Genomic DNA, 22,113 nt, shown 5'->3' with positions numbered 1-22,113 from the left:
TCCAGAACTCCCGCGCCCGGCCGGGGATGATGGCCCGGACACGCAGGTTGGGGTAGCGCCGCCAGACGAGGGGACCGTCCGTGCAGTTCGAGGTGTGGGCACCGCTGACAGACCGGGTAGCACTGCGGCTCGACGGGGCCGCGTACGCGATGGAGCGCGATCCGCAGCGCCCCGGCTGGTGGGTCGTGGAGGCCGGGGCGCGGGACGGATCCCACTACGGGTTCCAGCTGGGCGGCGGTCCCGAGGCCCTGCATCCCGGGGACGATCCGCGCGACCCGGTCCACCCCGGACAGCACGCGGAGCACCCGGAGCACGCGGAGCACCCGGACCACACCCGCCCCGTACGCCCCGATCCGCGCGGCCGGCGCCTGCCGGAGGGCCCCGACGGGCTCTCGGCCGTGGTCGACTTCGCCTCCCTCTCTCCCGCCGAGCCGGCGCCCTCCCCGCGGGTGCCGCTGCAGGACGCCGTCCTGTACGAGCTGCACGTCGGCACCTTCACCCCCGAGGGCACCTTCGACTCGGCCGCCGCCCGCCTCGGCCACCTCACCGCCCTCGGCGTCACCCACGTCGAGCTGATGCCGGTGTGCTCCTTCCCCGGGCGGCACGGCTGGGGGTACGACGGGGTCGCGCCCTGGGCGGTGCACGAGCCGTACGGGGGCCCGGCCGGGCTGATCCGGTTCGTGGAGGCCGCGCACACCGCCGGGCTCGGCGTGGTGCTCGACGTGGTCCACAACCACCTCGGCCCCTCCGGCAACCACCTCCCCGTCTTCGGCCCGTACTTCACCGAGACCCACCACACCCCCTGGGGCGCGGCGGTGAACCTGGACGCGCCCGGCTCCGACGAGGTGCGCGCGTACTTCCTGGGCAGCGCGCTGGCCTGGCTGCGCGACTACCGGATCGACGGGCTGCGGCTGGACGCGGTGCACGCCCTCGCCGACGACCGGGCGCTGACCTTCCTGGAGGAGCTGTCCGCGGCGGTGGACGAGCTGGCCGCCGAGACGGGACGGCCGCTGTTCCTGATCGCGGAGTCGGACCGCTGTGACCCCCGCACCACGAACCCGCGCGCCGCCGGGGGCCTGGGACTGCACGCGCAGTGGAACGACGACTTCCACCACGCCCTGCACTGTGCGCTCACCGGCGAGTCCCAGGCGTACTACGCGGACTTCGCGGAAGCCCCGCTCGGGGCCCTCGCCAAGACCATGACCCGGGCCTTCTTCCACGACGGGACCTGGTCCTCCTTCCGGGGCCGCCACCACGGCCGCGCGGTGGACCGCGGCCGCACCCCGGCGCACCGCTTCCTCGGCTACGCCCAGACCCACGACCAGATCGGCAACCGCGCGCTGGGCGACCGGCTCTCGGCCTCCCTGTCCCCCGGGCTGCTGGCGTGCGCGGCGACGGTGGCGCTGACCGGGCCGTTCGTGCCGATGCTGTTCATGGGCGAGGAGTGGGGCGCCGGCACGCCGTGGCAGTACTTCACCGACCATCCCGACGAGGAGCTCGCCGAGGCCGTACGGGCGGGCCGGCGGCGGGAGTTCGCGGAGCACGGCTGGAAGGCGGAGGAGATCCCCGACCCGCAGGACCCGGCCACCCGGGACCGCTCCTGCCTCGACTGGGCGGAGCCGGGCCGGGAGGCCCACGCCCGCCTGCTGGACTGGTACCGCACCCTGATCACGCTCCGCCGGACCCACTCCGACCTGCGCGATCCCGATCTGGCGGCGGTGCGGATCGCCCATGACGAGGAGCGCCGCTGGCTGACGTTCCGCCGGGGCGACGTCCGCGTGGTGGTGAACCTCTCCGGGGAGCCGGTCACCGTCGCGCTCGGCCGCAACGGGGTCCGGGTGCTGGCCGCCTGGCTCCCCGTCGAGCATCCGGACGCCGACGGGCGGGTCCACGTACCGGCCGAGTCGGCGGTGGTGCTGGGCCCCTGAGGCCCGTAAACCCGGTCGCGGGGGCCCGGGGCCGTCTGGTGGGATCGGCCCATGAAGATCGAATCTGCCGGAACGTCCGCGGCCGGGGGCGGACACGCCGCCACGTACGACCGGATCGGGGTGGGCTACCGGGAGGTCCGGCGGCCCGATCCCCGGCTGGCCGCGCTGATCGCGGAGGCGCTGGGGGACGCCCGGACCGTCGTCAACGTGGGCGCGGGCGCCGGTTCGTACGAGCCGCAGGATCGCGAGGTGACGGCCGTGGACCCGTCCCGCGTCATGCTCGACCAGCACCCGGGGACCCGCAAGGTCAGGGCCGGAGCGGATCAACTGCCCTTCGCCGACGGGGCGTTCGACGCCGCGATGGCGGTGATGACCGTCCACCACTGGCCGGACCCCGCGCGCGGTCTGGCGGAGCTGCGGCGGGTCTCCCGGCGCCAGGCCGTCTTCACCTGGGATCCGGAGCACGTGACGGAGCTGTGGCTCTTCGAGGAGTACCTGCCGGAGGTCGGGGCGCGGGAGCACGCCACCTTCACCCCGCTGTCCGTGGTGACCGGGGCGCTGGACGCGCACACCGTGCTGCCCTTCCCCGTCCCGCACGATTTCACCGACGGTTTCCGGGCCGCCTTCTGGCGCCGGCCCGAGTCCTACCTCGATCCGGTCGTACGGGCTGCCGGCTCCACCTTCGCGAGCCTGCCGGCCTCCGTCGTGGAGCCGGCGATCGCCCGGCTGCGCGAGGACCTGCGGTCGGGGGCGTGGCAGCGGCGCCACGCCGCCCTGCTGGAGCGGGAGAGCGTCGACTACGGCTACCGCCTGGTCCTCGCCGGGGCCTGAGCCCCGGCGAGGAGGCGGCGGAGGTCGCCTCGCGCTGCCGCGCCTACTCCACGACGGCCAGCTCCCGGGAGGCGTTGTTGAAGCTGCGGCAGCCGTTCTCGGTGACCGTGATGATGTCCTCGATGCGGACCCCGAACCGCCCCGGGAGGTAGATCCCCGGCTCCACGGAGAAGCACATGCCGGGGACGAGGACCTGCTCCTCCCCTTCCACCATGTACGGCGGCTCGTGCGTGGTGACGCCGATGCCGTGGCCCGTGCGGTGGATGAACTGCTCGCCGTATCCGAACTCCGTGATCACCGCGCGGGCCGCCCGGTCCACGTCCTGGCAGGCGGCCCCCGGCCGGGCCGCCGCCACGCCCGCCAACTGGGCCTCGCGGACGATGTCGTGGACGCGCTGCTCTTCCTCGGTGGGCTCGCCGACGTGGACGGTACGGGAGATGTCGGAGCCGTAGCCGTGCTTGAGGCCGCCGAAGTCGAGGACCACCATGTCCCCGTGCTCGATGACCCGGTCACCGGCCTCGTGGTGCGGGTTGGCGCCGTTCGGGCCGGAGCCGACGACGGTGAAGTCCACCTGGGAGTGGCCGTGCACGCGCAGCAGCGCGGCCAGGTCGGCGGCGAGGTCGCTCTCCCGGCGCCCGGCGAAGGGGACATGGAGGATCTGGGCGTACGCGGCGTCCGCCGCCTCGCCGGCCGCCGCGAGCCGGGCCAGCTCGCGCGCGTCCTTGACCGCGCGCAGCATCGGCAGCGCATCGGTCAGCGAGACGTACGAGGTCGTCGGCAACGCCCTCTGCAGTCCCAGCAGATGCAGCGCCCAGGCGTTGTCGCTGACCCCGAAGCGGCCGGCCGCGTCCAGCAGCGGGGAGGTCACGGCGTACGGGTTCTTCCCGTCGGCCCAGTCCCGCAGGGTCAGCGCGCCCGCGCCGGGGGACTTCGCCGCGTCGGGGGCTTCCAGCGCGGGGACGACGAGGACGGGGTCCTGCCCGGCGGCGAGGACGAGCAGGGTCATCCGCTCGGTGTCGACGGGCCGGTACCCGGTGAGGTGGGCCAGGTCGGGCCCGGGGGCGACCAGCAGGCCGGCCAGCCCCGCGTCGGCGGCGGCCTGCGCGGCGGCGGCCATCCGGGCGGCGTAGTCGGCGGCGGTGAAGGGATCGGAGTCATGGTCCATGACGGGATCCTCCCGCGCCCCGCCCCGGACGGCAGGGGGCCGCGCCGATCACCCCGCCCCCGCCCTGCCCGCTTCGCGGGTCTTGTCCCCTACCCGCCCTTCCGCCGTTCCCTGGGCTCCGCCCAGACCCGGTCCTCAAACGCCGGACGGGCTGAAGATTCAGCCTCGCCGGCGTTTGAGGCGCGGGGTCCGGGGGCCGGCCCCCGGCAACGGCGCCGCACGCGGCATCGGGTCCGGGGCGCAGCCCCGGGGAACGGGGGAAGGGCGGGTAGGGGACAGGCCCCGCAGGGCTTCGCGTCACGCCGGGGTCACCGCCCGCAGCGCCCACTCCAGCGGCCCCCGCCGCAGCTCCGTACCGCGCAGGAAGTGACCCCAGGCCAGGCACGCGATCACCGCGACCCCCGAGAACGCGGCCAGCACGCCCCACCCGCTCCAGCCCCGCAGGAACACCGCCAGCGCGAGCGCGTGCGCCACGTACACCGTCAGGGCCATCGCGCCGACGGCGGCGAGCGGCCGCAGCAGCCGCGTCGCCGCCCGTCCCGCGCCGTGGGCGGCCAGGGCGAGCAGGCCTATGAGGGCCGCCCCGACCCCGGAGTTGCCGAGGGTCTCCAGCGGGGTCTGGCTGTAGGGGCCGGCCACCAGCAGCCAGTCCCAGGAGGTGCTGGGAACGGCACCGAACTGCTCCGCCAGTACGGCCGCGACCGGGTCGGGCTCCGCCGCCGCCCAGGGGTGCTCCCGCGCGACGGCCTCCAGCAGCGGCCCGCGCCGGCCCCCGGGTCCCAGCGCGAGCCAGGAGGCGCCGTAGCCGGCGACGGCGGCCGCCGCCCCGTAGCCGGTCAGCAGCCGCAGCGACCGCCGGCTCCGCAGGTCGGCGAGGCGGCCCAGGGCCATGCCGGCCAGGATGTACGGGAAGTAGGTGAGCAGCGGGTACGCGCCCGAGAGCAGCAGCTCCCGCAGCATCCCCCCGGCCCCCGCCCAGCTCGCCAGGTCGGCGGGGACGGGTGTGGCACCGCGCCCGCCGGTGCGCAGCCCCAGGGCCGGGCCCAGGAGGTACGAGAGGACCGGGCCCAGCACCACCGAGGCGCCGGCGACGGCCGTCAGGGTGCGGGTGCGCAGCCGGGTGAAGGGTTCGGCGGCCAGGAAGTAGACGGCGTAGAAGGCCAGGATCACGAGGATGCCGGGCGAGAGCGCGGCGAGGCACAGGCCGAGCGCGGCGAGGATCGCGCAGCGGGTCAAGGTGGCCCGCAGGGGCGGGGGTCCGGCGGAGCGGGCGCGGGCGAGCGCGAGGGAGAACCCGGCGATGAGGGTGAAGACGGCGGGTGCCCGGCCGTCGGCGGCGACGAGCAGCCAGCCGGGCCCCTCGGGCGTGGGCGGCGGGCCGACGTGCACGGCGAACATGCCGAGGACGGCCATGCCGCGGGCGGCGTCCAGCCCGGTCAGTCGGTTTGGTCCCATACGGGTAGGGATGAGGATCCGGGCCGCGGGGTTGCCTGCGCCCCCGCCCGGAGCCGGGGCGGCGGCCGGGTCGGCGGGTCGCAGGGCCGGGTCGCCGGGTCGCAGGCCGGGTCGCCGGAAAAGCCGTCGCGGGAGCACCCCGCTGATCAGCTATGCTGTGCTTGCACATCGAACGGGTGGTCCGCCGCCCTTCGTGGTGGGTGTAGCTCAGTTGGTAGAGCACCTGGTTGTGGTCCAGGTGGCCGCGGGTTCAAGTCCCGTCACTCACCCTGTTGATCCCGTGGGGGTTACGAGTTTTCCTCGTAACCCCCACGGGTTTTTTCGTTCCCCTGCGGGAGCGGCGCGTCGCGGCCGGCCGGGCCCGCCTGCCCGGGCCCTGGCAGGATCACACGCATGACATGGGACATCGGGGGCGCTCCGGCGCTGCTCCTCGCCCTCCTCGTGGCGGCCGCGGTGTTCGGGACCACCGTGTGGCTGTGGCCCCGGCTCGCGGGGTCGGGGGTGCGGCCGGTGCTGGGGCGGGCCGGGCTCCAGCTCGCGATCACCCTCACAACCGGGTCGGCGCTGCTGCTCGCGGTGAACTCCTCGTACGGCTTCTACGGCTCCTGGCGCGACCTGCTGTCGCTGCGCCGCGAGGACCCGGCATCGGCGGGCTCCCAGGCTCCGGGGCGGGGGGCGCTGCTGGTGCGGGGGACCCACTCCTGGCGGCATGCGGGCTCCGACGACCCGGCGGTGATCGGCCGGATCGAGGTGGTGACTGTGCGCGGGGCCCGCAGCGGGCTGTCGGGGCAGGGGTACGTGTACCTGCCGCCGCAGTACGTGCACGCGTCGGCCGGGCGGCGGGCGGAGTTCCCGGTGGTGCTGGCGCTGAGCGGGTTCCCGAGTACGCCGGGGGTGCTGATCGACCGGCTGCGGTATCCGCAGCTGGCGCTGGAGGCGGTACGGGCGGGGCGGATGCGGCCGGCGGTGCTGATCCTGATGACGCCGACGGTGGCGCCGCCCAGAGACACGCAGTGCGTGGACGTGCCGGGCGGGCCGCAGGCGCAGACCTTCTTCGCCCGGGACCTGCGGGCGGCGGTCTCCTCGTCCTACGGCCTCACCCGCGATGCCCGGGGGTGGGGCGTGATGGGCAATTCGGTGGGCGGCTACTGCGCGCTGAAGCTGGCCCTGCGCACGCCGGACGCCTACCGGGCGGCGGCCGCGCTGTCGGCCCCGTACGCGACGACGCGGGACGCGGACACCGGTGACCTGTTCGGCGGCGACGCGGGCCGCCGGCAGGAGGACGACCTGCTGTGGCGGCTGCGGAACCTGCCGCAGCCACCGGTCTCCCTGCTGGTGGCGAGCAGCCGCAAGGGCGAGCACCAGTACCCGGCGACGCTGGAGTTCATCGACGCGGTACGGGCGCCCGCACGGGTGTCCTCGATCCTCCTGCCGAGCGGCGGGCACAACTACGAGACGTGGGCCCGCGAGGTGCCGTCGGCTCTGGAGTGGCTGGTGGGGCGTCTGAGCCCGCACTGAGGGACGGCACCCGGCCCCGCCCTACCCGCGCAGGAAGGCCTCCACCTCGGTGGCGAAGGCCACCGGGCTCTCGTGCGGCGGGTAGTGGCCCGCGCCGGGCAGGAGCCGGATGCGGCAGTTCGGGTACGAGACCTGCCAGGTGGCCCGCATGACGTCGGCGGTGAGCGCGAGGTCGTACTCGCCGACGAGGACCAGCACCGGGACGGTGCTGCCCTTCACGGCGGCGGACAGGTCGAGCGGCTGCCAGCTCGCGAGGTACCCGGCGAAGGCCTCCGGCAGGGACACGGCGAGCGAGTGCGCGACCATCCGCTCCAGCCAGTACGGGCTCGCGCGGCGGCCGGTGACGATGTCGAGGATGGCGCGGCGGTTCTCCGCGTTGCCGGCGGCCCCGTAGAAGAGCCCGTGGGTGGCGTCGTCCATCTCGTAGGGGCCGGCGGGGACCGGGTTGATGCCGATCAGCTTCTCGACGCGCTCGGGTGCGCGCACCAGGACCTGCTGCATGGCCTTGCCGCCCATGCTGTGGCCGAGGAGGGAGAAGGTGTCCCAGCCGAGCTCGTCGGCGAGCGCGAGGACGTCGTCGGCAATCTCGGGGAGCGCGTAGCGGCCGGGGACGTCCCTGCGGTCGCCGTAGCCCCGGTAGTCGAGGAAGGCGTACGAGAACTCCCCCGGGTCCAGGTAGTCCAGTACGGAGCCCCAGTTGGCGGACGTGCCGAACCAGTCGTGCAGCACGATGACGCGGACGGGGCCGGTACCGATCCTGCGGTGGGCGATGGCCATGCGTTCTCCCTCGGTGGCGGGGGCGGAAAGAATTGCCGCCGTAGGTTCTGCCCACCGCGCCTACCATCACACCGTGACGACCCGACCTTCCGTCCCCGTCGAACGCATCCGGGTCCGCGACGCGAAGAGCGCGGACGGCCACCCGTACCACCCGGCGCGGTACGAGATCACCGACCCGGCCGAGGTCGCGGAGGTCCTTGCCGTGCTGCCCGCCGAACGGGTACCCGAGCCGGGCTCCGGAGGGTTGGCGGAAGCCGACCCCGAGGTCGACTACTTCACGTGCATGTGCATGGAGCACGAACCCGACCCGTTCGACGCCACGGACGATCCCGCGATCCGGCACGTACCGTCCGACCGGCCGGGGCGGCTCGCACGGCTGCTCGACCCCGGCGCCCCGGACGGCATCCCGGCCCGGCACCGGGCCCGGTGGGTGGCCGCCGCGCCCGAGGTGCTGCGCGGCTACGACGGGGCCATGGCGCGGGGTGAGGACCCGCCGCGCCCGGCACGGATCCCGTTGGCCGCCGCCTTTTCCTGGCAGGGAGCCGTACGCGAGGACCCCACCAACGCGGCCTCGCTCCTGGCGGAACTGGCCCCTCCTCGGCTGCTCGTGGGTGCCTCCACGGAGGACCTGGCGTGGGCGGTACGGGAGACCGACCGCGGCGGGCTCGACGCGGCCGTGCGGTTCTTCGCGAGCGAGGAGTTCACCACCCGGCACCCCAAGCGGCGCCGCGTCCCGGACACGGCCCGGGACCTGCTGCTCCGGCACGCCCGCAGCCACCGTCCTCGCGACCTCCCGGTCCTGGAACGGCGGCTGCTGCGCATGCCGGACGACCGCGTCAGACGGTCTTGATCGCCGGGTCCGAGACTCCGGCCGCGCCCGTCTCCACGTGGCCGGCGAAGCGGCGCAGGAAGGTGGTGTCCGCGTCGGAGACGACCGTGACGTCGTACCAGCGGGCCGTGCCGGCCAGGGCCACGGTGTGCGCGACGGTGGCGGCCGCCGCGACGCGCACGACCTGGGCAGTGCCGCCGTAGGCGTTGGTGACGGTCAGGTTGACGGCCGCCGTGCCGTCGTTGGTCAGGGACAGCACCAGGTTGCCGGTGGACGCGGAGTGGCGGGCCGTGGCCTCGGGGCCGGCCTTCTTCGCCGGGCCCTTCCAGGTGCGCAGGAAGCCGTTCGGGCCCCAGACCGTGAGGTTGATCTGGTTGCCCGTGGAGGCGCTCGTGCTCCAGGTGTCCGACAGGGTCTTGCCCGCCTCGACCGTGTAGGGCCAGGGGCCGTCCGTACGGTTGCCCGAGGTGCTGTGGAAGTGGGCGCCGAGGGTCGGACCCGAGGAGAAGGTCAGGGTGAACTTGCCCGTGGAGACCGTGGCCTTGCCGTCCACGTACGGGGCGTAGCCCAGTGCGCGGGTCGGCTTGGAGCCCGCCTCCTGCTTGGGCAGGGTGCCCGTGGCCGGCGGGGTCGGGTTGTAGGACGAGTGACGGTTCTTGTCCGGCGGTACGTACGCGGCCGTTGACGGCAGGGCGGCGGGCGCGGCGTCGGCCCGGGTGAAGTCGAAGGCCGAGGTCAGGTCGCCGCAGACCGCGCGGCGCCACGGGGAGATGTTGGGCTCCTGCACGCCGAAGCGCTTCTCCATGAAGCGGATCACCGAGGTGTGGTCGAAGGTCTCGGAGCAGACGTAGCCGCCCTTGCTCCACGGGGAGACCACGATCATCGGGACGCGGGGGCCGAGGCCGTACGGGCCGGCCGCGTAGCCGGAGACGCCGCCGGTGTACAGGTCGCCGGTGACGCTCGCCGTGGACAGGCCCCAGGCGGAGGAGGCGGGCGGGTACGGCGGGACGACGTGGTCGAAGAAGCCGTCGTTCTCGTCGTAGGTGATGAACAGGGCCGTCTTCGCCCACACGGCCGGGTTCGCGGTCAGCGAGTCCAGGACCTGCGAGATGTACCAGGCGCCGAAGTTGGTCGGCCAGTTGGAGTGCTCGCTGAAGGCCTCGGGGGCGGCGATCCAGGAGACCTGCGGGAGGGTGCCGTTCACCACGTCCGCGCGCAGCTTGTCGAAGTAGCCGCCGCCCGCCTTGACGTTGGTGCCGGTGCGCGCCTTCTCGTACAGGGCGCTGCCGGGCTGGGCATTGCGGTAGGTGTTGAAGTAGAGCAGCGAGTTGTCGCCGTAGTTGCCGCGGAAGGCGTCGTTGATCCAGCCCCAGGATCCGGCGGCGTTCAGGCCGTCACCGATGTCCTGGTAGACCTTCCAGGAGACTCCGGCCGTCTCCAGGCGCTCGGGGTAGGTCTTCCAGCCGTAGCCGGCTTCCTGGTTGCCGAGGACCGGGCCGCCGCCCACTCCGTCGTTGCCCGTGTAACCCGTCCACATGTAGTAGCGGTTGGGGTCGGTGGCGCCGATGAAGGAGCAGTGATAGGCGTCGCAGACCGTGAAGGCGTCGGCGAGCGCGTAGTGGAACGGGATGTCGTTCCGGGTCATGTACGCCATGGTCGTGGCCGTCTTGGCCGGGACCCACTTGTCGTACTTGCCCTTGTTGTAGGCCTGCTGGCCGCCCGCCCAGTCGTGGTTCAGGCCCGTCAGGAACTGCATGCCCAGGTCGTTGATCTGCGGGTTGAAGGGCAGGATGTCCTTCGTGCCGTTGGACTGGTGGAAGACGGACTTGCCGTTGTCCTGGAGGACCGGCCTCGGGTCCCCGAAGCCCCGGACCCCCTTCATCGCACCGAAGTAGTGGTCGAAGGAACGGTTCTCCTGCATGAGGACCACGATGTGCTCGATGTCCTGGATCGTGCCGGTACTTCCCTCGGCCGAGATGGCAGCGGCCCGCGCGATGCTCTCGTTCAGCATCGTCATGGCGGCGGCGCCACCGGCGATCTGCAGGAACCGGCGCCGGTTGAATTCAGTCATGGAGGACGACCTCTGCGGGTGAGACGGGTGCGGGGGGTGTCGAGGGGCGCCCCAAGAACAGCGGTCCCGGGGTACCGGTCGGCGTTGCTTTCATGACAGTGGGCCGTACACCTGGAGAACGGAATACCTCGTCGGACGGTTCGTGCCCCACACACCACTTCCCTTCGCGGCCACGGTCGGCGTGCGGTGGACCCGCGGTCCCGCCTGCGGTCCCTGGTGCTCACCCGCCCGGCGGGCCGGATGAGCATCCGTACTCAGGACCGCGCCCCGCTCACGCGTCATGGTGAGGACATGCCGAATCAGCCATCCGTACCGCGCCCTCCCGGCCCGCCTCCGCCCGGCCCGCACGCGCCCGTGCGGCATGCGCCCGTGCGGCATGCGCCCGGCCCGCACGCGCCCGTGCGGCAGTCGCTGCCGCTGCCGCGGCAGCGGCTCCGGGCCCACGCCAAGGCCCGCCGCCGGGACCGGCGCGTCTACCTGCGCGCCCACCCGCTCCTGTTCGCACTGCTCGCCGCCACCCGCGGGCGGCCCGTGCGCCGGCTCGGCCGCGGCATCCTGCTCGTCCACGGCACGGCGGCCTACCGGGAGGCGCTGACCCGGCTGCCGCTGGACCGCACCGCGCCCGGCGCCGCCGAGTCGGCCGGGTTCAGACGGTCGCCGCGGTCCCGCCCGCCCTGACGATCAGCAGGTCGAGGAGCGCGAGCAGAGACGCGCGGACGTCCGTACGGGAGCGGGCGTCGAGCATGAGGACGGGCGTGTTCGCATCGCGCAGATGCAGGGCCGCCGCGATCTCCTCCGCGGTGTACGGCTGTTCGCCGTGGAAGCAGTTCGCGCCGACCACGAACGGCAGTCCGCGGCTCTCGAAGAAGTCCACGGCCGGGAAGCTGCGGTCGAGACGTCGCGTGTCGACCAGCACGATCGCCCCGAGCGCCCCGGCCAGCAGGTCGTCCCACATGAACCAGAAACGTTCCTGGCCCGGCGTGCCGAACAGGTAGAGGACGACTCCGGCGTCGGTGAGGGTGATCCGGCCGAAGTCCATGGCCACGGTGGTGACCGACTTGGACTCGATGCCGTCGAGGTCGTCGACGCCGACACCCGCGGCCGTCAGCCGCTCCTCCGTGCGCAGCGGCTCGATCTCGGAGATCGTCTCCACCAGGGTGGTCTTGCCGACTCCGAAACCACCGGCGACGAGGATCTTGACCGGGGCCGCTTCCCGGGGGGCGGGCACGTCGTATACGGGGAGGCTATATCCGGGCAAGGCTGTCCTTGATTCTCATGAGCAGGTCGACGTCGGTGGTCTCGGCTGCCGCCAGGGGTGGCCGGTGGTGGATCAGCCCGCGGTCGGCGAGTTCGCCGAGGAGCAGCGTCATCGGGGTGAGGCGCATGTGCATCCGCGCCGCCACCTCGGCGACCGCGCGACCGCCCGGCGCCGCGCACATGGCGAGGATCTCCTGCCACTCGGTGGGCAGCCCGGCGTGGGCGTCCGCGGCCACCGCCGCCGTGATCGTGGTGTCCATGGTGAGGACGGTGTGCGCAGCGGCCGTACGTCCGTCGGTGAGGGCGTACAGCCGCGTCCGGCGGCGTCTTGCGGGCTGGGGCTCGTCCTGCGGCATTACGCGGTCGGCACCTGGCCCCGCTCGGGGGTGCCCAGCCACTCGCCGAGCGCCTGGGCGGTCCGCACGGCCTCGCCGCCCAGCTCCCCGAGCCGCGCCTTGCGGGAGGTCACCACGATGAGGGTGCTGCCCTCGCCGCAGCCGACGATGCAGAGGTACCTGTCGTCCATCTCGACCAACTGGCGAATGACGCGGCCGCCGTCGACCTCCCGCGATATCGCCTTCATCGTGGCCGCGATGCCGGACGCGGCGGCCGCCATGCGGTCGGCCTGGGCCTCGTCCAGCAGGTAGGCGCTGAGCTTGATGCCGTCGTTGGACAGGAGCACCGCTCCCTGAATGCCGGCGATCCTGCTCAGGTTGTTGTCCAGGACGCTGTAGATGGCGTTGTTGGATGTCGCTGTGGTTGATGAAGCAGTCATGGCTGATCCCGTCGGAGCTCTTCTTCCACTGTCTGGGTCCCGTGTTCGTAGTCCGCCCAGGCGTCGGCAACCTCTTCGGGTGTCGCCGTGTCCGGCCGGACGGCTGTTTCCGGCGCACGGGGCGCGCGTAGTTGCTCGGCGATGTGGGTCTGCGGGACCCGTTCGGGGAGTACGGGCCGCGCGGGGGCGTCCGCCGGGGCCGGCCGGACCTCGGGCACGGGCGCCTTCGTACGGCGGCTCGGCAGCCCGGCGGCCGTGTGCAGGACCGGCTCGGGCACCCGTTCCTCGGGCACCTGTTCCTCGGTAAGGCGCGGCGCCGGGACGGCGGCGGACGGCTCCAGAGCCGCAGGCGTAGCCGCGGGCACAGGCGCGGGCACAGGCGCGGGCTCGGCCGCAGGCACGGACGCAGCCTCGCGTGGTGCTTGCGCCACGGTCGCCACCAGCAGTTCCCCGGGGAGGATCACCACGGCGGATGTCCCTCCGTACACCGAGCGGCGCAGGGTGACGGTCGCCCGGAGTTGGTCGGCGAGGTGGCCGACCACGAAGAGCCCGAGCCGGTGCGCGTTCTGTGCCAGAACGGAGTACGGCGGGGCCTGGTGCAGGCGTCCGTTCATCTCCTCGTACCGCTCGGGGGTCACCCGCGGCCCACGGTCCTCGATCTCGACCGACAGCCCGTCCGCGACCAGTTCGGCGCGGATGACCACCTTCGAGCGCGGCGGGGAGAACCGGGTGGCGTTGTCCAGCAACTCCGCGAGCAGGTGGCTGATCTGGCTGATCGCGCGCGGCTCCACGCTGGTCTCGTCCAGGGCCTGCCGCTCGATGCGCCGGAAGTCCTCGACCTCCGCGGCGGCTTCGCGCAGCACGTCGGCGATGCGCATGGGCTCGGTGTGCGGGTCGGGGACCTCGCCGCCCGCCAGGATGAGGAGGTTCTCGATCTGCCGTCGCATGCCCACCGTCAGCTGGTCGGCCCGCATCAACTGCGCCAGCAGCGCTTCGTCGTGGCCGAAGGTGTCCTGGAGCTCCTCGGTGAGGCTCAGCTGGCGGCTGACCAGGTTTCCGGTGCGCGAGGCGATGCCCGTGGCGAACAGACCGAACCCGTGGCGCTCGTCGGCGAGCTGCCTGTGCCCGTCGACGGATACCGCGACGGCCCGGGCGAACGCGTCGCTGATGCGCCCGACTTCGTCCCCGTCGCCGCGCACCGTCGGCAGGACCTCGACGTCTACGGACTGCCCGCGCTGGAGCCGGGCGACGACGTCGGGGAGGGTTTCCTCGGCGACGGTCACCGTGCGTTCGTGCAGGTCGTGCAGACGGCGCAGCACCGATCGCGTGGTGAACACGACGACGAACACGACGATCAGCAGCCCGCCTCCGCTTCCCCCTATGAGCCAGGCGACCTCGGTCTCCAGCTCCGCGGCCTTGTCCTCGCCGCGCGTGAGCACCTGCCGCGCCCGGTCGACGTTGAGCGTGGCCATCTGCACGGAGAAGTTCTCGTACGCGGACCGCCAGCCGCCGATCTCGGCGGGCAGCTTGATGCCGGATTCGACGTCCGTGTGCTGGGAGATGACCGCGTTCTCGATGCGGACCTTCGCCTGCCAGTCCGAGGAGGCGACGATCCTCTCGTAGAACCGCCGGTCGTCGCCGGGCAGATACGGCAGAACCCATGTGTCGTACAGGTGTCGGTGGGCTCCCACGGCACTGGTGAACTGCTCGAAGCCGGCGGAGTTCAGCTGCCTGGACGGCCCGGCCAGGGACAGGATCGTGTCCTCGCGCGCCAACATCTCGGTGGCCGTCAGCATGGACACCACGGGCCGGCTCGCCTGGACGATCTCGGCATCGTCCGCGTGGCTGAACCCCGTCTGGTATGCCTGGATGACCGCGCCGATCACCCCGTTGTAATAGGTGAGCGTGCCGTCGGCGCCGCCGGTACGGGCATCCGCGCGCTGGCGGTACGCGGCCAGGCCGTCGAGCCGCCGGTTCACTTCCCCGAAGGACCCGTCCGTACCGGCCGGCACCCGACGGAATTCGGCGGCAGCCGCGTCCGTGGCCTCCCGCCGGATCCGCAGCTCCTCCTCGGCCCCGGCGGTGCCCGCCCACAGCGCGGCAGTCTTCGTCCGCTCGGCCTGCATGTCGACCATGAGCGTGTACAGCGGTGCGCCGATCCGCTCGGCGTCCGCGACATCGGCCCGCAGATGCTCCGACTGCGTCAGCAACCGGTCGGCGGTCACCGCCACTTGGGCGCCCATCGCCACGGTGGGCAGCACTGCCAGCCAGATGAGCAGGGTGCGCAGGCGCACCCTGCGCCGTCGGCGGGCCGTCGACTGCCCTCGTACACCTGCGGGTTCTATGGGAGACATCGGACCTCGGGAACGGGGCAGCGGGGGCAGCCGGACGGCCGGACGGCCGGACCGGGCACGACCAGTCCTGCTGCGGCGGGATGCGAGGGGCCGATCATAACCAGCCACCACGAGAAAACATATAGGTGTCTTCCGCTCCCAAAGCGCGCTAAAGGCGGACGGATCGTCGCAGGTGAGAGACCTGATCGGGACCCAACCGCGACGCCCCCGACACAAAGGCGGGCCCTCCGGCCAGCATGTGGTCAAAAGGCCCGCCCGGGTCCCGAAGGTCAGCTCTCGTCGGAGGCCGGCGTCAGGCGCAGGGAGATGCTGTTGATGCAGTAGCGCTGGTCCGTGGGGGTCGGGTAGCCCTCGCCCTCGAAGACGTGGCCCAGGTGGGAGCCGCACTTCGCGCACAGGACCTCGGTGCGGACCATGCCGTGGGCGACGTCCGCCTTCAGTTCGACCGCGTCGGAGGCCTTCGGGTCGTAGAAGGACGGCCATCCTTAGTTTGTGGATGCACACTAATGCATAGGGATGGTGACATGAGCGAGCGCGTAATCGGCGTCATCCGCCTCTCCGACAAGACAGACGCAACAACATCGCCCGAACGTCAACGAGCAAGCATCACAAGCGCGGCTGCCGCACGAGGTGCCGCAATCATTGGGTGGGCTGAGGACATCGACGTATCCGCGTCGCAGAAGTCGCCCTGGGAACGCCCAGAGCTGTCCAAGTGGCTCGCCCGCTCGGAGGAGTGGGACGCCCTCATGTTCTGGCGGCTCGACAGATTTGTACGAAGAGTCTCGGACTTCGCCGAGATGATCAAGTGGTGTCAGGCGCGCGACAAGAACTTGATCTCGGCAAGCGAGACGATTGACATCCGCTCCCCCATCGGCCGGGTGATCGCCTACATCGTGTCCGCCTTCGCCGAGATGGAAGCCGAAGCCATTCGCGAACGCGTCACAGGGTCACATGACTACCTTCGCAAGAATGGCCGGTGGGGTGGGGGGCTCGCTCCGTACGGCTACCGCGCCGACGCCATTCCAAACGGCAAGGGCATTCGGCTCGCAGAAGATCCCGACGCCGCAGAGATCGTGCGAGAGATCGCCAGGCGTGTGATCGCACGTGAGTCATACGTCTCCATCGCAGCCATCCTGAACGAGCGCTCCACACCTTCCCCGACGAATCAACGGAACATCAACGCCGGCCGTCCCGTCGACCCCAAGGTAGTGTGGAGCAGCAACAGCATCGCCTCGATCATCCAATCGGAGCGAATCCGCGGCCGGGTCGAGTTCAAGGGGGACGTCGTCCGTGACGACGAGGCGAACGTCGTGCTACGCGGACCTGAACTCGTGGACGGGGCCACCTGGCAGGCTCTGGAACGAGAATTCCAACGGCGTCGGCTTCCCGACCGGCGCCGCGCGGCATCGGCTCATCCACTCCTCGGCGTGGTCTTCTGTGGATCTTGCCAAGAGCGCATGTACCAAGGGTGGGCGACTGAGCGTGGGCGCCCCGACAGGCGGACATACGTTTGCCGCTCACGGATGCGCGGACGACGCTGCGAAAGGCCCACATCAGTATCTGCCGATGCCGTAGACGAGTACGCCAAGAACGAGTTTCTATCGAGAGTCGGTAGCTGGCCCGTCAAGATCGAAGTCATTGAAGAGGGCGAAGATCACCGCCCGGAGATCGAAGAGCTGGAACAAGCCCTGGATCGGCTTGAAACGGACCGGTACGAGCGCGGCCTGTTTGAAGGGGAAACAGGTGCACACCGATTCGAGCGCCGCCACAAAGCACTGTCAGCCAAATTGGACCGGTTGAACGCACTCCCCTACCGGGCACCCGCCAGCACATGGGTGGAGACGGGGCGAACATACGCGCAGGAATGGAACGCCGGCGACCTCATCGAGCAGCGACGCATGCTCGTGGATGCTGGCTGCCATATCAAGGTGAAGCCCTCTGGACGCGGGAAGCGCGATATCTGCGCCCGCTTGTCCTTTACCCTGGGGCGCCATACCGATACCTCGGTTGCTCCAGACGCTTCTCTGGAGGGCACCTTGTAATTCCGGTCATCGCTGGCACGACGGGGATCCCGGGCGACCCGGGATCCCCGGACCGCGTCGACCTGGCAGAATTTTGCGGCAGCCGTAGCGAGGCGCTGACACACCCGCCGGCGTCTCGCAAGCAGCCCATCAATTCGTTAATTGATTCCACAAATTCCCAGGACGTTGACACGAACCGAAACACACCCAACGCCGGACAGGCGGCCAGGCGGAAGTTCAGCGATACGCATGGATACGGCCCTCGTACGACTACAGCCTGAGCCCTGAGAGCTGCGATTGATGGTAGAACGTCGGCTCGCCCAACTGGAAATTGGACCCTAACACCGGGCAGGCGCATTTCCGCAGTAATCTCCTGGGGCCCACCGACCGTAATATCGACGGCGGTTGCTTCAGTAATCACCTGGAGATGGCCGTTACTGGGAGGGTCGGCCTCCGGCTGCCCACCAAGAAGCTCAGAGACCATGTGGGCGATTAGCGGACTTTGAGTAGTAACCCGCCAGTGTTCGACATAGGTCTGCTTTCGTCCCTGTACGACGCCCATGTGGAATCGCCCCACCAGGGCAGCCGTACCACCCCCGCACTCGGCACTACTCATGGGGTACCCAACCCTGCATTCTCTGAGCCGAATAATCGGGCTGTAGCCGTCCGGACTTGCCCTTGCCGGTCCGTCCAGTGAGACGGCGGGAGGATGACGTGCCCACGGGGGACCACGGATTCTTCGGCGTGGCTGACTTGCCAGAGTCGCGACCTCGCCCGCCACTGCTGGACAGCGGAGAGGCGCTCACGGCTGTCCTCCCGCTCCTGTGCCGTGCTGCCTCGCGTGGTGGTGAGCCGAGATGCCGTCGGGGAGGAGGATCCCCAGGGCACATGTGGCTTGCTGAGGGACGACGCCGTTACCAAGCAGGTGGAGTTGGGCGCCGCGAGAGAGCCCCGGCACGTCAGTCACGTGACCCTCAGGAAGTCCCATCATCCATTCGACGAAGGCGGGAGCGAGGCGTCGACGTTCGTCGACGGGTGCGGGGGCGGGCCGGGTGGCTCGCTCCCAGCGGCGGATTGCTGGCTCGAAGCGGCCCCCAGTTGGTGTGCTGGGAACAGCGAGCGTGGCCGCGGTGGAGGCCAGGGTGAGGCTTCCGTTGCCGTACCGCTGGTTCGGAGACCCCTTGGAGCCGTCGCTGGCTCTCGGCGTAGGGAGAAGCTCGATCTCGTCGGCCAGGGTGGGGCCGTGGCCTCCGGCCTTGCGCTTGTCGGGGTGCTGGGAACCGCCGTTGCTGCCCAGGTTCGACGTGGGTGTCTTCAACAGCGCCATGCTGTACGGCAGGTTGGGCTGGCCAGGCCACGAGGAAGACTCTCTCCCGCCGGTGCGGGGCTCCGCTCTCTGAAGCGCGTAGGCAGCGCCAAGCCGCGTCATACCCGCAGTCGGCCAGGTCGCCGAGTAGCACGCCCAGGGCACGCATGCGGAGTTGCCCGGGCATGCCTCCCAGATGCGTCTCCCCGAGTTCCATCGGGCGAGAAACCTGAGCCCCGGCAGGGGTGGAGAGCAGGCCGCGGACATTCTCGATCACCACCAGGCAGGGGTTGAGGGCGTCGATGGCTTGAATGATGTGCCGCCACAGGCCGGAGCGGGTGCCGGGCGCGAGTCCGGTGCGGGGGCCGGCGACTGACAGGTCCTGGCAGGGAAATCCGGCCGTGACGATGCAGACGGGCTCGGCCTGGCGCCAGTCAATGGCCCGTAGGTCGCCGAGGTTGGGGACATGGGGCCAGTGCCGGGCGAGTACGCGGGCCGCGCGGGGATCGGTCTCGGCGTGCCAGGCGATGTCGCCGCCGAGGGCGGCCTGGACGCCCAGGTCCAGGCCGCCGACGCCGGAGCAGAGTGATCCGATCCGCACCTCAGCCGCGGCCATGGCGATGTCCGGCCGTGCAGGTACGGGAGCGGAAGGCGTTGCCGCCTGCCGATTTGCGTGCGGCCCGAAGCGTGCAAACGGCGGTGCAGCTTCTGGTGGTGCGTCCGCCGTCCGTCCAGGTGTCGGGCCGGGTGAAGACGAGTACGTCCTCGTGCTGGACGACCGAGAGAGGGATGCCCTGGCGGCGGGCGTCTCGGACGTTCTTCATCTGGAAGAACGAGGGGCGGGAGATGAGCTGGCTGTCGCGGATACCGGCGAGGAGTGCGACGCACCGCTCGGTGGGGATGAGCCCTGCGGCCCGACCGGCGGCGAGGACCGCGGAGGGCAGGTCGATGAGTTCGCCGCGCTCGCGCCAGGGGCGGGTGGTGACGACGGCCGTACCGCCGGGACGCAGCATGATCCGGCACTGGGCGAGGATCTCGGTGAAGGCGGTAAGGAGCTGGCCGGTGGTGACGTGGGCGAGGTTGGCGGGGTCGTGGCTGTAGCGGTAGTCCTTCTTGACCACCCCGGCTTCGCCTGTCTCACGGGTGGAGCGGACCTGTCCGTGGACGCTGGGCCCGTACGGGGGCGAGGTGACCACGAGGTCCACGGTGCCGTGCAGGGCTGCGGGGATGAGCTCGGTGAGCTTGCGGGCATCTCCGCAGTGGACGGCGCCGGAGCCGGTTCCGCCTTCGTGGGCGGCGGAGGCGGCGTTGAGGCGGGCGAGGTTGGCCCACTTGGGTTCGTACTCGACGCCGAGGGCGCTGCGGTTCAGGTGGATGGCTTCGACGAGGGTGGTGCCGATGCCGCACATCGGGTCGAGGACCAGGTCGCCGGGCCTGGTGTAGGTGCGGATCGCGTGAGCGGCGATGCAGGGGAGCATTTTGGCGGGGTGGGCGGCGGAGCCGGGTACGTAGCGGCCCCTGCGCTGAGCGGGGGCGGAGGTGGGGGCGGTGTTCCACACCGAGATGGGAGCAGGCATGGGCGGTCTCCTCGCGGCGGTCAGGCGTGGTGGATCGCGGACAGGACGATCAGGTCGCTGTGCGCGACGCCGGGGCTAGCGTCGGTGGGCGGGGCGGGCACCAGGTGGTTGCCGGCGGGGTGGGCGTGGGCGATGACGATGTGCTGCAGGTAGCGGAAGCCGGCGGTGCGCGCGCAGGCGATGAGCGAGCCGAGCGGGTCGGTGAGGATTCCGGTGTCGCGGCGCTGACGGGTGGCCAGGAGGAGGAGTCCGTCGGGGGGAAGGATGCGGTGGGCGCGGTGGAAGAAGCCGGGCCAGCCGTCCTCCATGGCTCCGGGCATGTCGCTTCCGGCGACCGGGAGGTCACCGTGGAGTGCGGGGAGGGTGTCGGGGTGGAGTTCGGCGAGCAGGACCCGGGCCGTGCCGGTGGTACCGCCGGCATCGGTGTAGGTCGTGCAGCGGGCACGGGCGTCCATGCCGGGGGCAGCGTCCTGGAAGGAGATCTTCAGCAGGGCTGCGGACGTGCGGCCGGGGCGGCGGGTGTATTGGGCGCGGATGGTCTCGATCGCCCAGTCGGGCAGCACGCTGCCGGGGGCAGGGGCGGCGTCGGGCTCGTTGGGGGCGGGAAGCCAGATGGTGGTGGGCAGCGGGCGAGTGCGGGGAGTGGGAGCGGTAGCTCGACGTCGAGGCGAGGTGTTGGGCATCTGTGGGTGGGGCCCGGGCTTCTGGGATGACGGTCCGTCTGGTGCTGACGTGAGGTATAGGGACGCGGCCGGGCCGGATTGCCATCGCCGCTGAAGGCGTTCGATTCGGACGTGGTCGAAATGGGGGCAGACTGCCCACCCGGGGGATCCTCGGGCGATCCCGTTCCTTTTCGCAGGTCAGCCTGTCTGCGGCCCAGGGTCGAGCCACATGGGAGCCACTGCCGAGCCACTCCCGCCAGCTGCGCGGTGGGCGGAAGACTCGGACGGAAAATTCTTTGGGTGTAGCTGTTTGTAGCAACGTTCGCTGGTACCAGAGTTCCGAGTTCTTTTGGCTCCGACGCCCGTTCGACCGCCGGGCTGGTGATGGGTTGATGCACAGGCGCAACCTGCGAGAAGAGGCCGCCAGGGGCGAGGGTGACTGGTCGGCCACCGGTTCGAGAGTGGTACCAAAACTCCTCGGAACCGTGGTCCCCACGGAAGTGCTTACAGACAGGTGGAGGGGCCTTGACCCAAGGCCGGGTAGTTAACGTTTTCGCAGGTCACGCAAGGGGTGTTGGGGTCCATGCTGTGGCGGCGTAGAGGCCGGGGCCGAGTTTGTGGATGAGGCCGTCGGCGGCCCATCTGGAGAGCTGTCGATACATGGTTTCCATGGTGATGTCGCCGAAGTGGGAGGCGATGTCGCGGGGGCGCCAGAGGCGGGTGGGGTCCTTTTCGAGCAGGGTCAGGATCCGGTGACGGCGGCGGTCGGTGGGGGCGGTTTGCCGGTCGTCGCGGGAGGCGGCGGGGAGCTGGGGGCGGGATTCCGGAGGCTCGAGGATGTTGATGTCGAGTCCGGTGATGTTGCGGCTGGTGTCGGGCCTGCCGTCGTCGTGGCGGGTGCTGTAACGGGACATCGGTGACTTGACCTTGCGGGTACTGACCCGCTGGCGTCGGGGCGGGAGGAGACGGGCCAGGATCCGGTGCCCGATCAGTCCGAGGCGATTGGCGTCGGCGGGGTCGGTGATGACAGCGGCGGCCTGGACGACCTGGTCGCGGGCGGTCTGGAGGGCGACGGTGAAGCAGCAGCGGTCCGGATCGGTGCCCGGGAGTGACTCCGCAGCCTCGACCATCATGATGCGTAGGGCCTGGTAGAGGGCGAGAAGAGCCCACATCTCCTGCCTGACGCCGGCCGGGTCTTCCGAGCGCAGGACACGCCCGTTCATGATCGTGTGGCGGAGCGCGTAATACGCCGATTCGTGTTCCCATCGCTGGTGATAGAGGGCCGTGAGCGCGGCCGCTGGGTAGCGGCGGGCATCGGTCAGGGTGGTGGCCAGCCGGTAGGAGCCGGCGAAGAGGGTGCCGTCCGCGCAGGTCACGGTGATGGTCGCGTCGATGACACGGACTTTCTCGGTGCCGATCACCGACAGGTAGGAGCCGTCGCCAAGACGCGCCAGGACCGGGGTGCGGCGGTTGGCGCGGAGCCGTCCCAGCACTTGGGCGCCAGTCGCGTTCACGGCGGCGAGGAAGCTGTTGCCGTCGAAGCCCTTGTCCCACAGGACCAGCATGTCCGGCCGCAGCAGATGCAGC

General features: G+C 71.3%; 18 protein-coding genes, 1 tRNA gene and 2 pseudogenes. 7 read left to right on the top strand and 14 right to left on the bottom strand.

The genetic code is table 11. From position 1 onward, the window contains the following. Nucleotides 1-80 precede the first annotated feature (80 nt). Together treZ and MTF69_RS26955 are read left to right on the top strand one after the other, a co-directional pair. The gene (treZ, locus tag MTF69_RS26960; protein WP_243338666.1) at nt 81-1,928 is read left to right on the top strand and encodes a malto-oligosyltrehalose trehalohydrolase; all 1,848 of its coding nucleotides are present in this window, start codon (nt 81-83) and stop codon (nt 1,926-1,928) included. A gap of 51 nt (nt 1,929-1,979) precedes the next feature. Next, nucleotides 1,980-2,759, top strand: coding sequence for a class I SAM-dependent methyltransferase (locus MTF69_RS26955; protein ID WP_243338665.1), 780 nt, complete (start codon nt 1,980-1,982; stop codon nt 2,757-2,759). A 43-nt stretch (nt 2,760-2,802) separates the two neighbouring features. Here the strand turns inward: MTF69_RS26955 and MTF69_RS26950 are convergent, their stop codons facing one another. Beyond that, a complete protein-coding gene (locus MTF69_RS26950) occupies nt 2,803-3,924 on the bottom strand; it encodes an aminopeptidase P family protein (protein WP_243338656.1) in 1,122 nt (373 codons plus the stop codon). Nucleotides 3,925-4,221: 297 nt separating this feature from the next. Next, the gene (locus tag MTF69_RS26945; protein WP_243338655.1) at nt 4,222-5,379 is read right to left on the bottom strand and encodes a heparan-alpha-glucosaminide N-acetyltransferase domain-containing protein; all 1,158 of its coding nucleotides are present in this window, start codon (nt 5,377-5,379) and stop codon (nt 4,222-4,224) included. Between the two features lie 196 nt (nt 5,380-5,575). Between MTF69_RS26945 and MTF69_RS26940 the strand changes: the two genes are divergently transcribed. Then, nucleotides 5,576-5,648: transfer RNA gene (locus MTF69_RS26940), tRNA-His, on the top strand. A 124-nt stretch (nt 5,649-5,772) separates the two neighbouring features. Then, nucleotides 5,773-6,897, top strand: coding sequence for an esterase family protein (locus MTF69_RS26935; RefSeq protein WP_243338653.1), 1,125 nt, complete (start codon nt 5,773-5,775; stop codon nt 6,895-6,897). A gap of 21 nt (nt 6,898-6,918) precedes the next feature. Here the strand turns inward: MTF69_RS26935 and MTF69_RS26930 are convergent, their stop codons facing one another. After that, nucleotides 6,919-7,674 (bottom strand): alpha/beta fold hydrolase, encoded by a 756-nt coding sequence (locus MTF69_RS26930; RefSeq protein WP_243338651.1) that lies wholly within the window; start codon nt 7,672-7,674, stop codon nt 6,919-6,921. Between the two features lie 73 nt (nt 7,675-7,747). Between MTF69_RS26930 and MTF69_RS26925 the strand changes: the two genes are divergently transcribed. Then, complete coding sequence (locus MTF69_RS26925; RefSeq protein WP_243338650.1) at nt 7,748-8,524, top strand: hypothetical protein; 777 nt, start codon at nt 7,748-7,750, stop codon at nt 8,522-8,524. On the opposite strand, the gene MTF69_RS26920 is transcribed toward MTF69_RS26925, so the two are convergent. Continuing rightward, on the bottom strand, nt 8,511-10,574 hold the full coding sequence (locus tag MTF69_RS26920; RefSeq protein ID WP_243338648.1) for a phosphocholine-specific phospholipase C: 2,064 nt from the start codon (nt 10,572-10,574) through the stop codon (nt 8,511-8,513). The two genes, MTF69_RS26925 and MTF69_RS26920, sit on opposite strands and share 14 nt — an antisense overlap. Nucleotides 10,575-10,943: 369 nt before the next feature. Here MTF69_RS26920 and MTF69_RS26915 point away from each other — a divergent pair, with 369 nt between their 5' ends. Next, the gene (locus tag MTF69_RS26915; protein WP_243338647.1) at nt 10,944-11,252 is read left to right on the top strand and encodes a hypothetical protein; all 309 of its coding nucleotides are present in this window, start codon (nt 10,944-10,946) and stop codon (nt 11,250-11,252) included. On the opposite strand, the gene MTF69_RS26910 is transcribed toward MTF69_RS26915, so the two are convergent. From MTF69_RS26910 to MTF69_RS26890, 5 genes and pseudogenes are all read right to left on the bottom strand, one after another. Beyond that, nucleotides 11,221-11,802, bottom strand: a complete 582-nt coding sequence (locus MTF69_RS26910) for an ATP/GTP-binding protein (protein ID WP_243338645.1) — start codon at nt 11,800-11,802, stop codon at nt 11,221-11,223. The genes MTF69_RS26915 and MTF69_RS26910 overlap by 32 nt on opposite strands. Before the next feature lie 16 nt (nt 11,803-11,818). Continuing rightward, complete coding sequence (locus MTF69_RS26905) at nt 11,819-12,187, bottom strand: DUF742 domain-containing protein (protein ID WP_243338644.1); 369 nt, start codon at nt 12,185-12,187, stop codon at nt 11,819-11,821. Continuing rightward, nucleotides 12,187-12,606: a roadblock/LC7 domain-containing protein gene (locus MTF69_RS26900; protein WP_243338643.1), complete on the bottom strand. Its 420-nt coding sequence runs from the start codon at nt 12,604-12,606 to the stop codon at nt 12,187-12,189. The genes MTF69_RS26905 and MTF69_RS26900 overlap by 1 nt, the downstream gene beginning before the upstream one ends. Further along, nucleotides 12,603-14,900 carry a sensor histidine kinase gene (locus tag MTF69_RS26895; protein WP_243338641.1) on the bottom strand — a complete coding sequence of 766 codons (2,298 nt, stop codon included), beginning with the start codon at nt 14,898-14,900 and terminating at the stop codon, nt 12,603-12,605. The genes MTF69_RS26900 and MTF69_RS26895 overlap by 4 nt, the downstream gene beginning before the upstream one ends. Before the next feature lie 329 nt (nt 14,901-15,229). Further along, a pseudogene (locus MTF69_RS26890) lies at nt 15,230-15,445 on the bottom strand (peptide-methionine (R)-S-oxide reductase); the annotation flags it as partial. A gap of 39 nt (nt 15,446-15,484) precedes the next feature. Between MTF69_RS26890 and MTF69_RS26885 the strand changes: the two are divergent. Next, a complete protein-coding gene (locus MTF69_RS26885; protein WP_243338639.1) occupies nt 15,485-17,002 on the top strand; it encodes a recombinase family protein in 1,518 nt (505 codons plus the stop codon). A gap of 781 nt (nt 17,003-17,783) precedes the next feature. Here the strand turns inward: MTF69_RS26885 and MTF69_RS26880 are convergent. The 5 genes and pseudogenes from MTF69_RS26880 to MTF69_RS26865 form a co-directional block, all read right to left on the bottom strand. Then, the gene (locus MTF69_RS26880; RefSeq protein WP_243338638.1) at nt 17,784-18,308 is read right to left on the bottom strand and encodes a DNA (cytosine-5-)-methyltransferase; all 525 of its coding nucleotides are present in this window, start codon (nt 18,306-18,308) and stop codon (nt 17,784-17,786) included. A gap of 28 nt (nt 18,309-18,336) precedes the next feature. Further along, nucleotides 18,337-18,903, bottom strand: a pseudogene (locus MTF69_RS43800) (DNA cytosine methyltransferase); the annotation flags it as partial. Then, nucleotides 18,890-19,864: a TRM11 family methyltransferase gene (locus MTF69_RS26875; RefSeq protein ID WP_243338635.1), complete on the bottom strand. Its 975-nt coding sequence runs from the start codon at nt 19,862-19,864 to the stop codon at nt 18,890-18,892. The gene MTF69_RS26875 and the pseudogene MTF69_RS43800, both read right to left, overlap by 14 nt. A gap of 20 nt (nt 19,865-19,884) precedes the next feature. Then, nucleotides 19,885-20,547 carry a hypothetical protein gene (locus MTF69_RS26870; RefSeq protein ID WP_243338633.1) on the bottom strand — a complete coding sequence of 221 codons (663 nt, stop codon included), beginning with the start codon at nt 20,545-20,547 and terminating at the stop codon, nt 19,885-19,887. 539 nt (nt 20,548-21,086) lie between these two features. Further along, nucleotides 21,087-22,113, bottom strand: a 1,027-nt coding sequence (locus tag MTF69_RS26865) for a transposase (protein ID WP_243338631.1), incomplete at its 5' end; no start/stop codon positions are given.

It is taken from the genome of Streptomyces sp. AP-93, from assembly GCF_022808175.1.
Lineage (GTDB): Bacteria > Actinomycetota > Actinomycetes > Streptomycetales > Streptomycetaceae > Streptomyces.
Note: the sequence above shows the minus strand (reverse complement) of the source record. Positions and strands in the feature narration are given on the sequence as shown.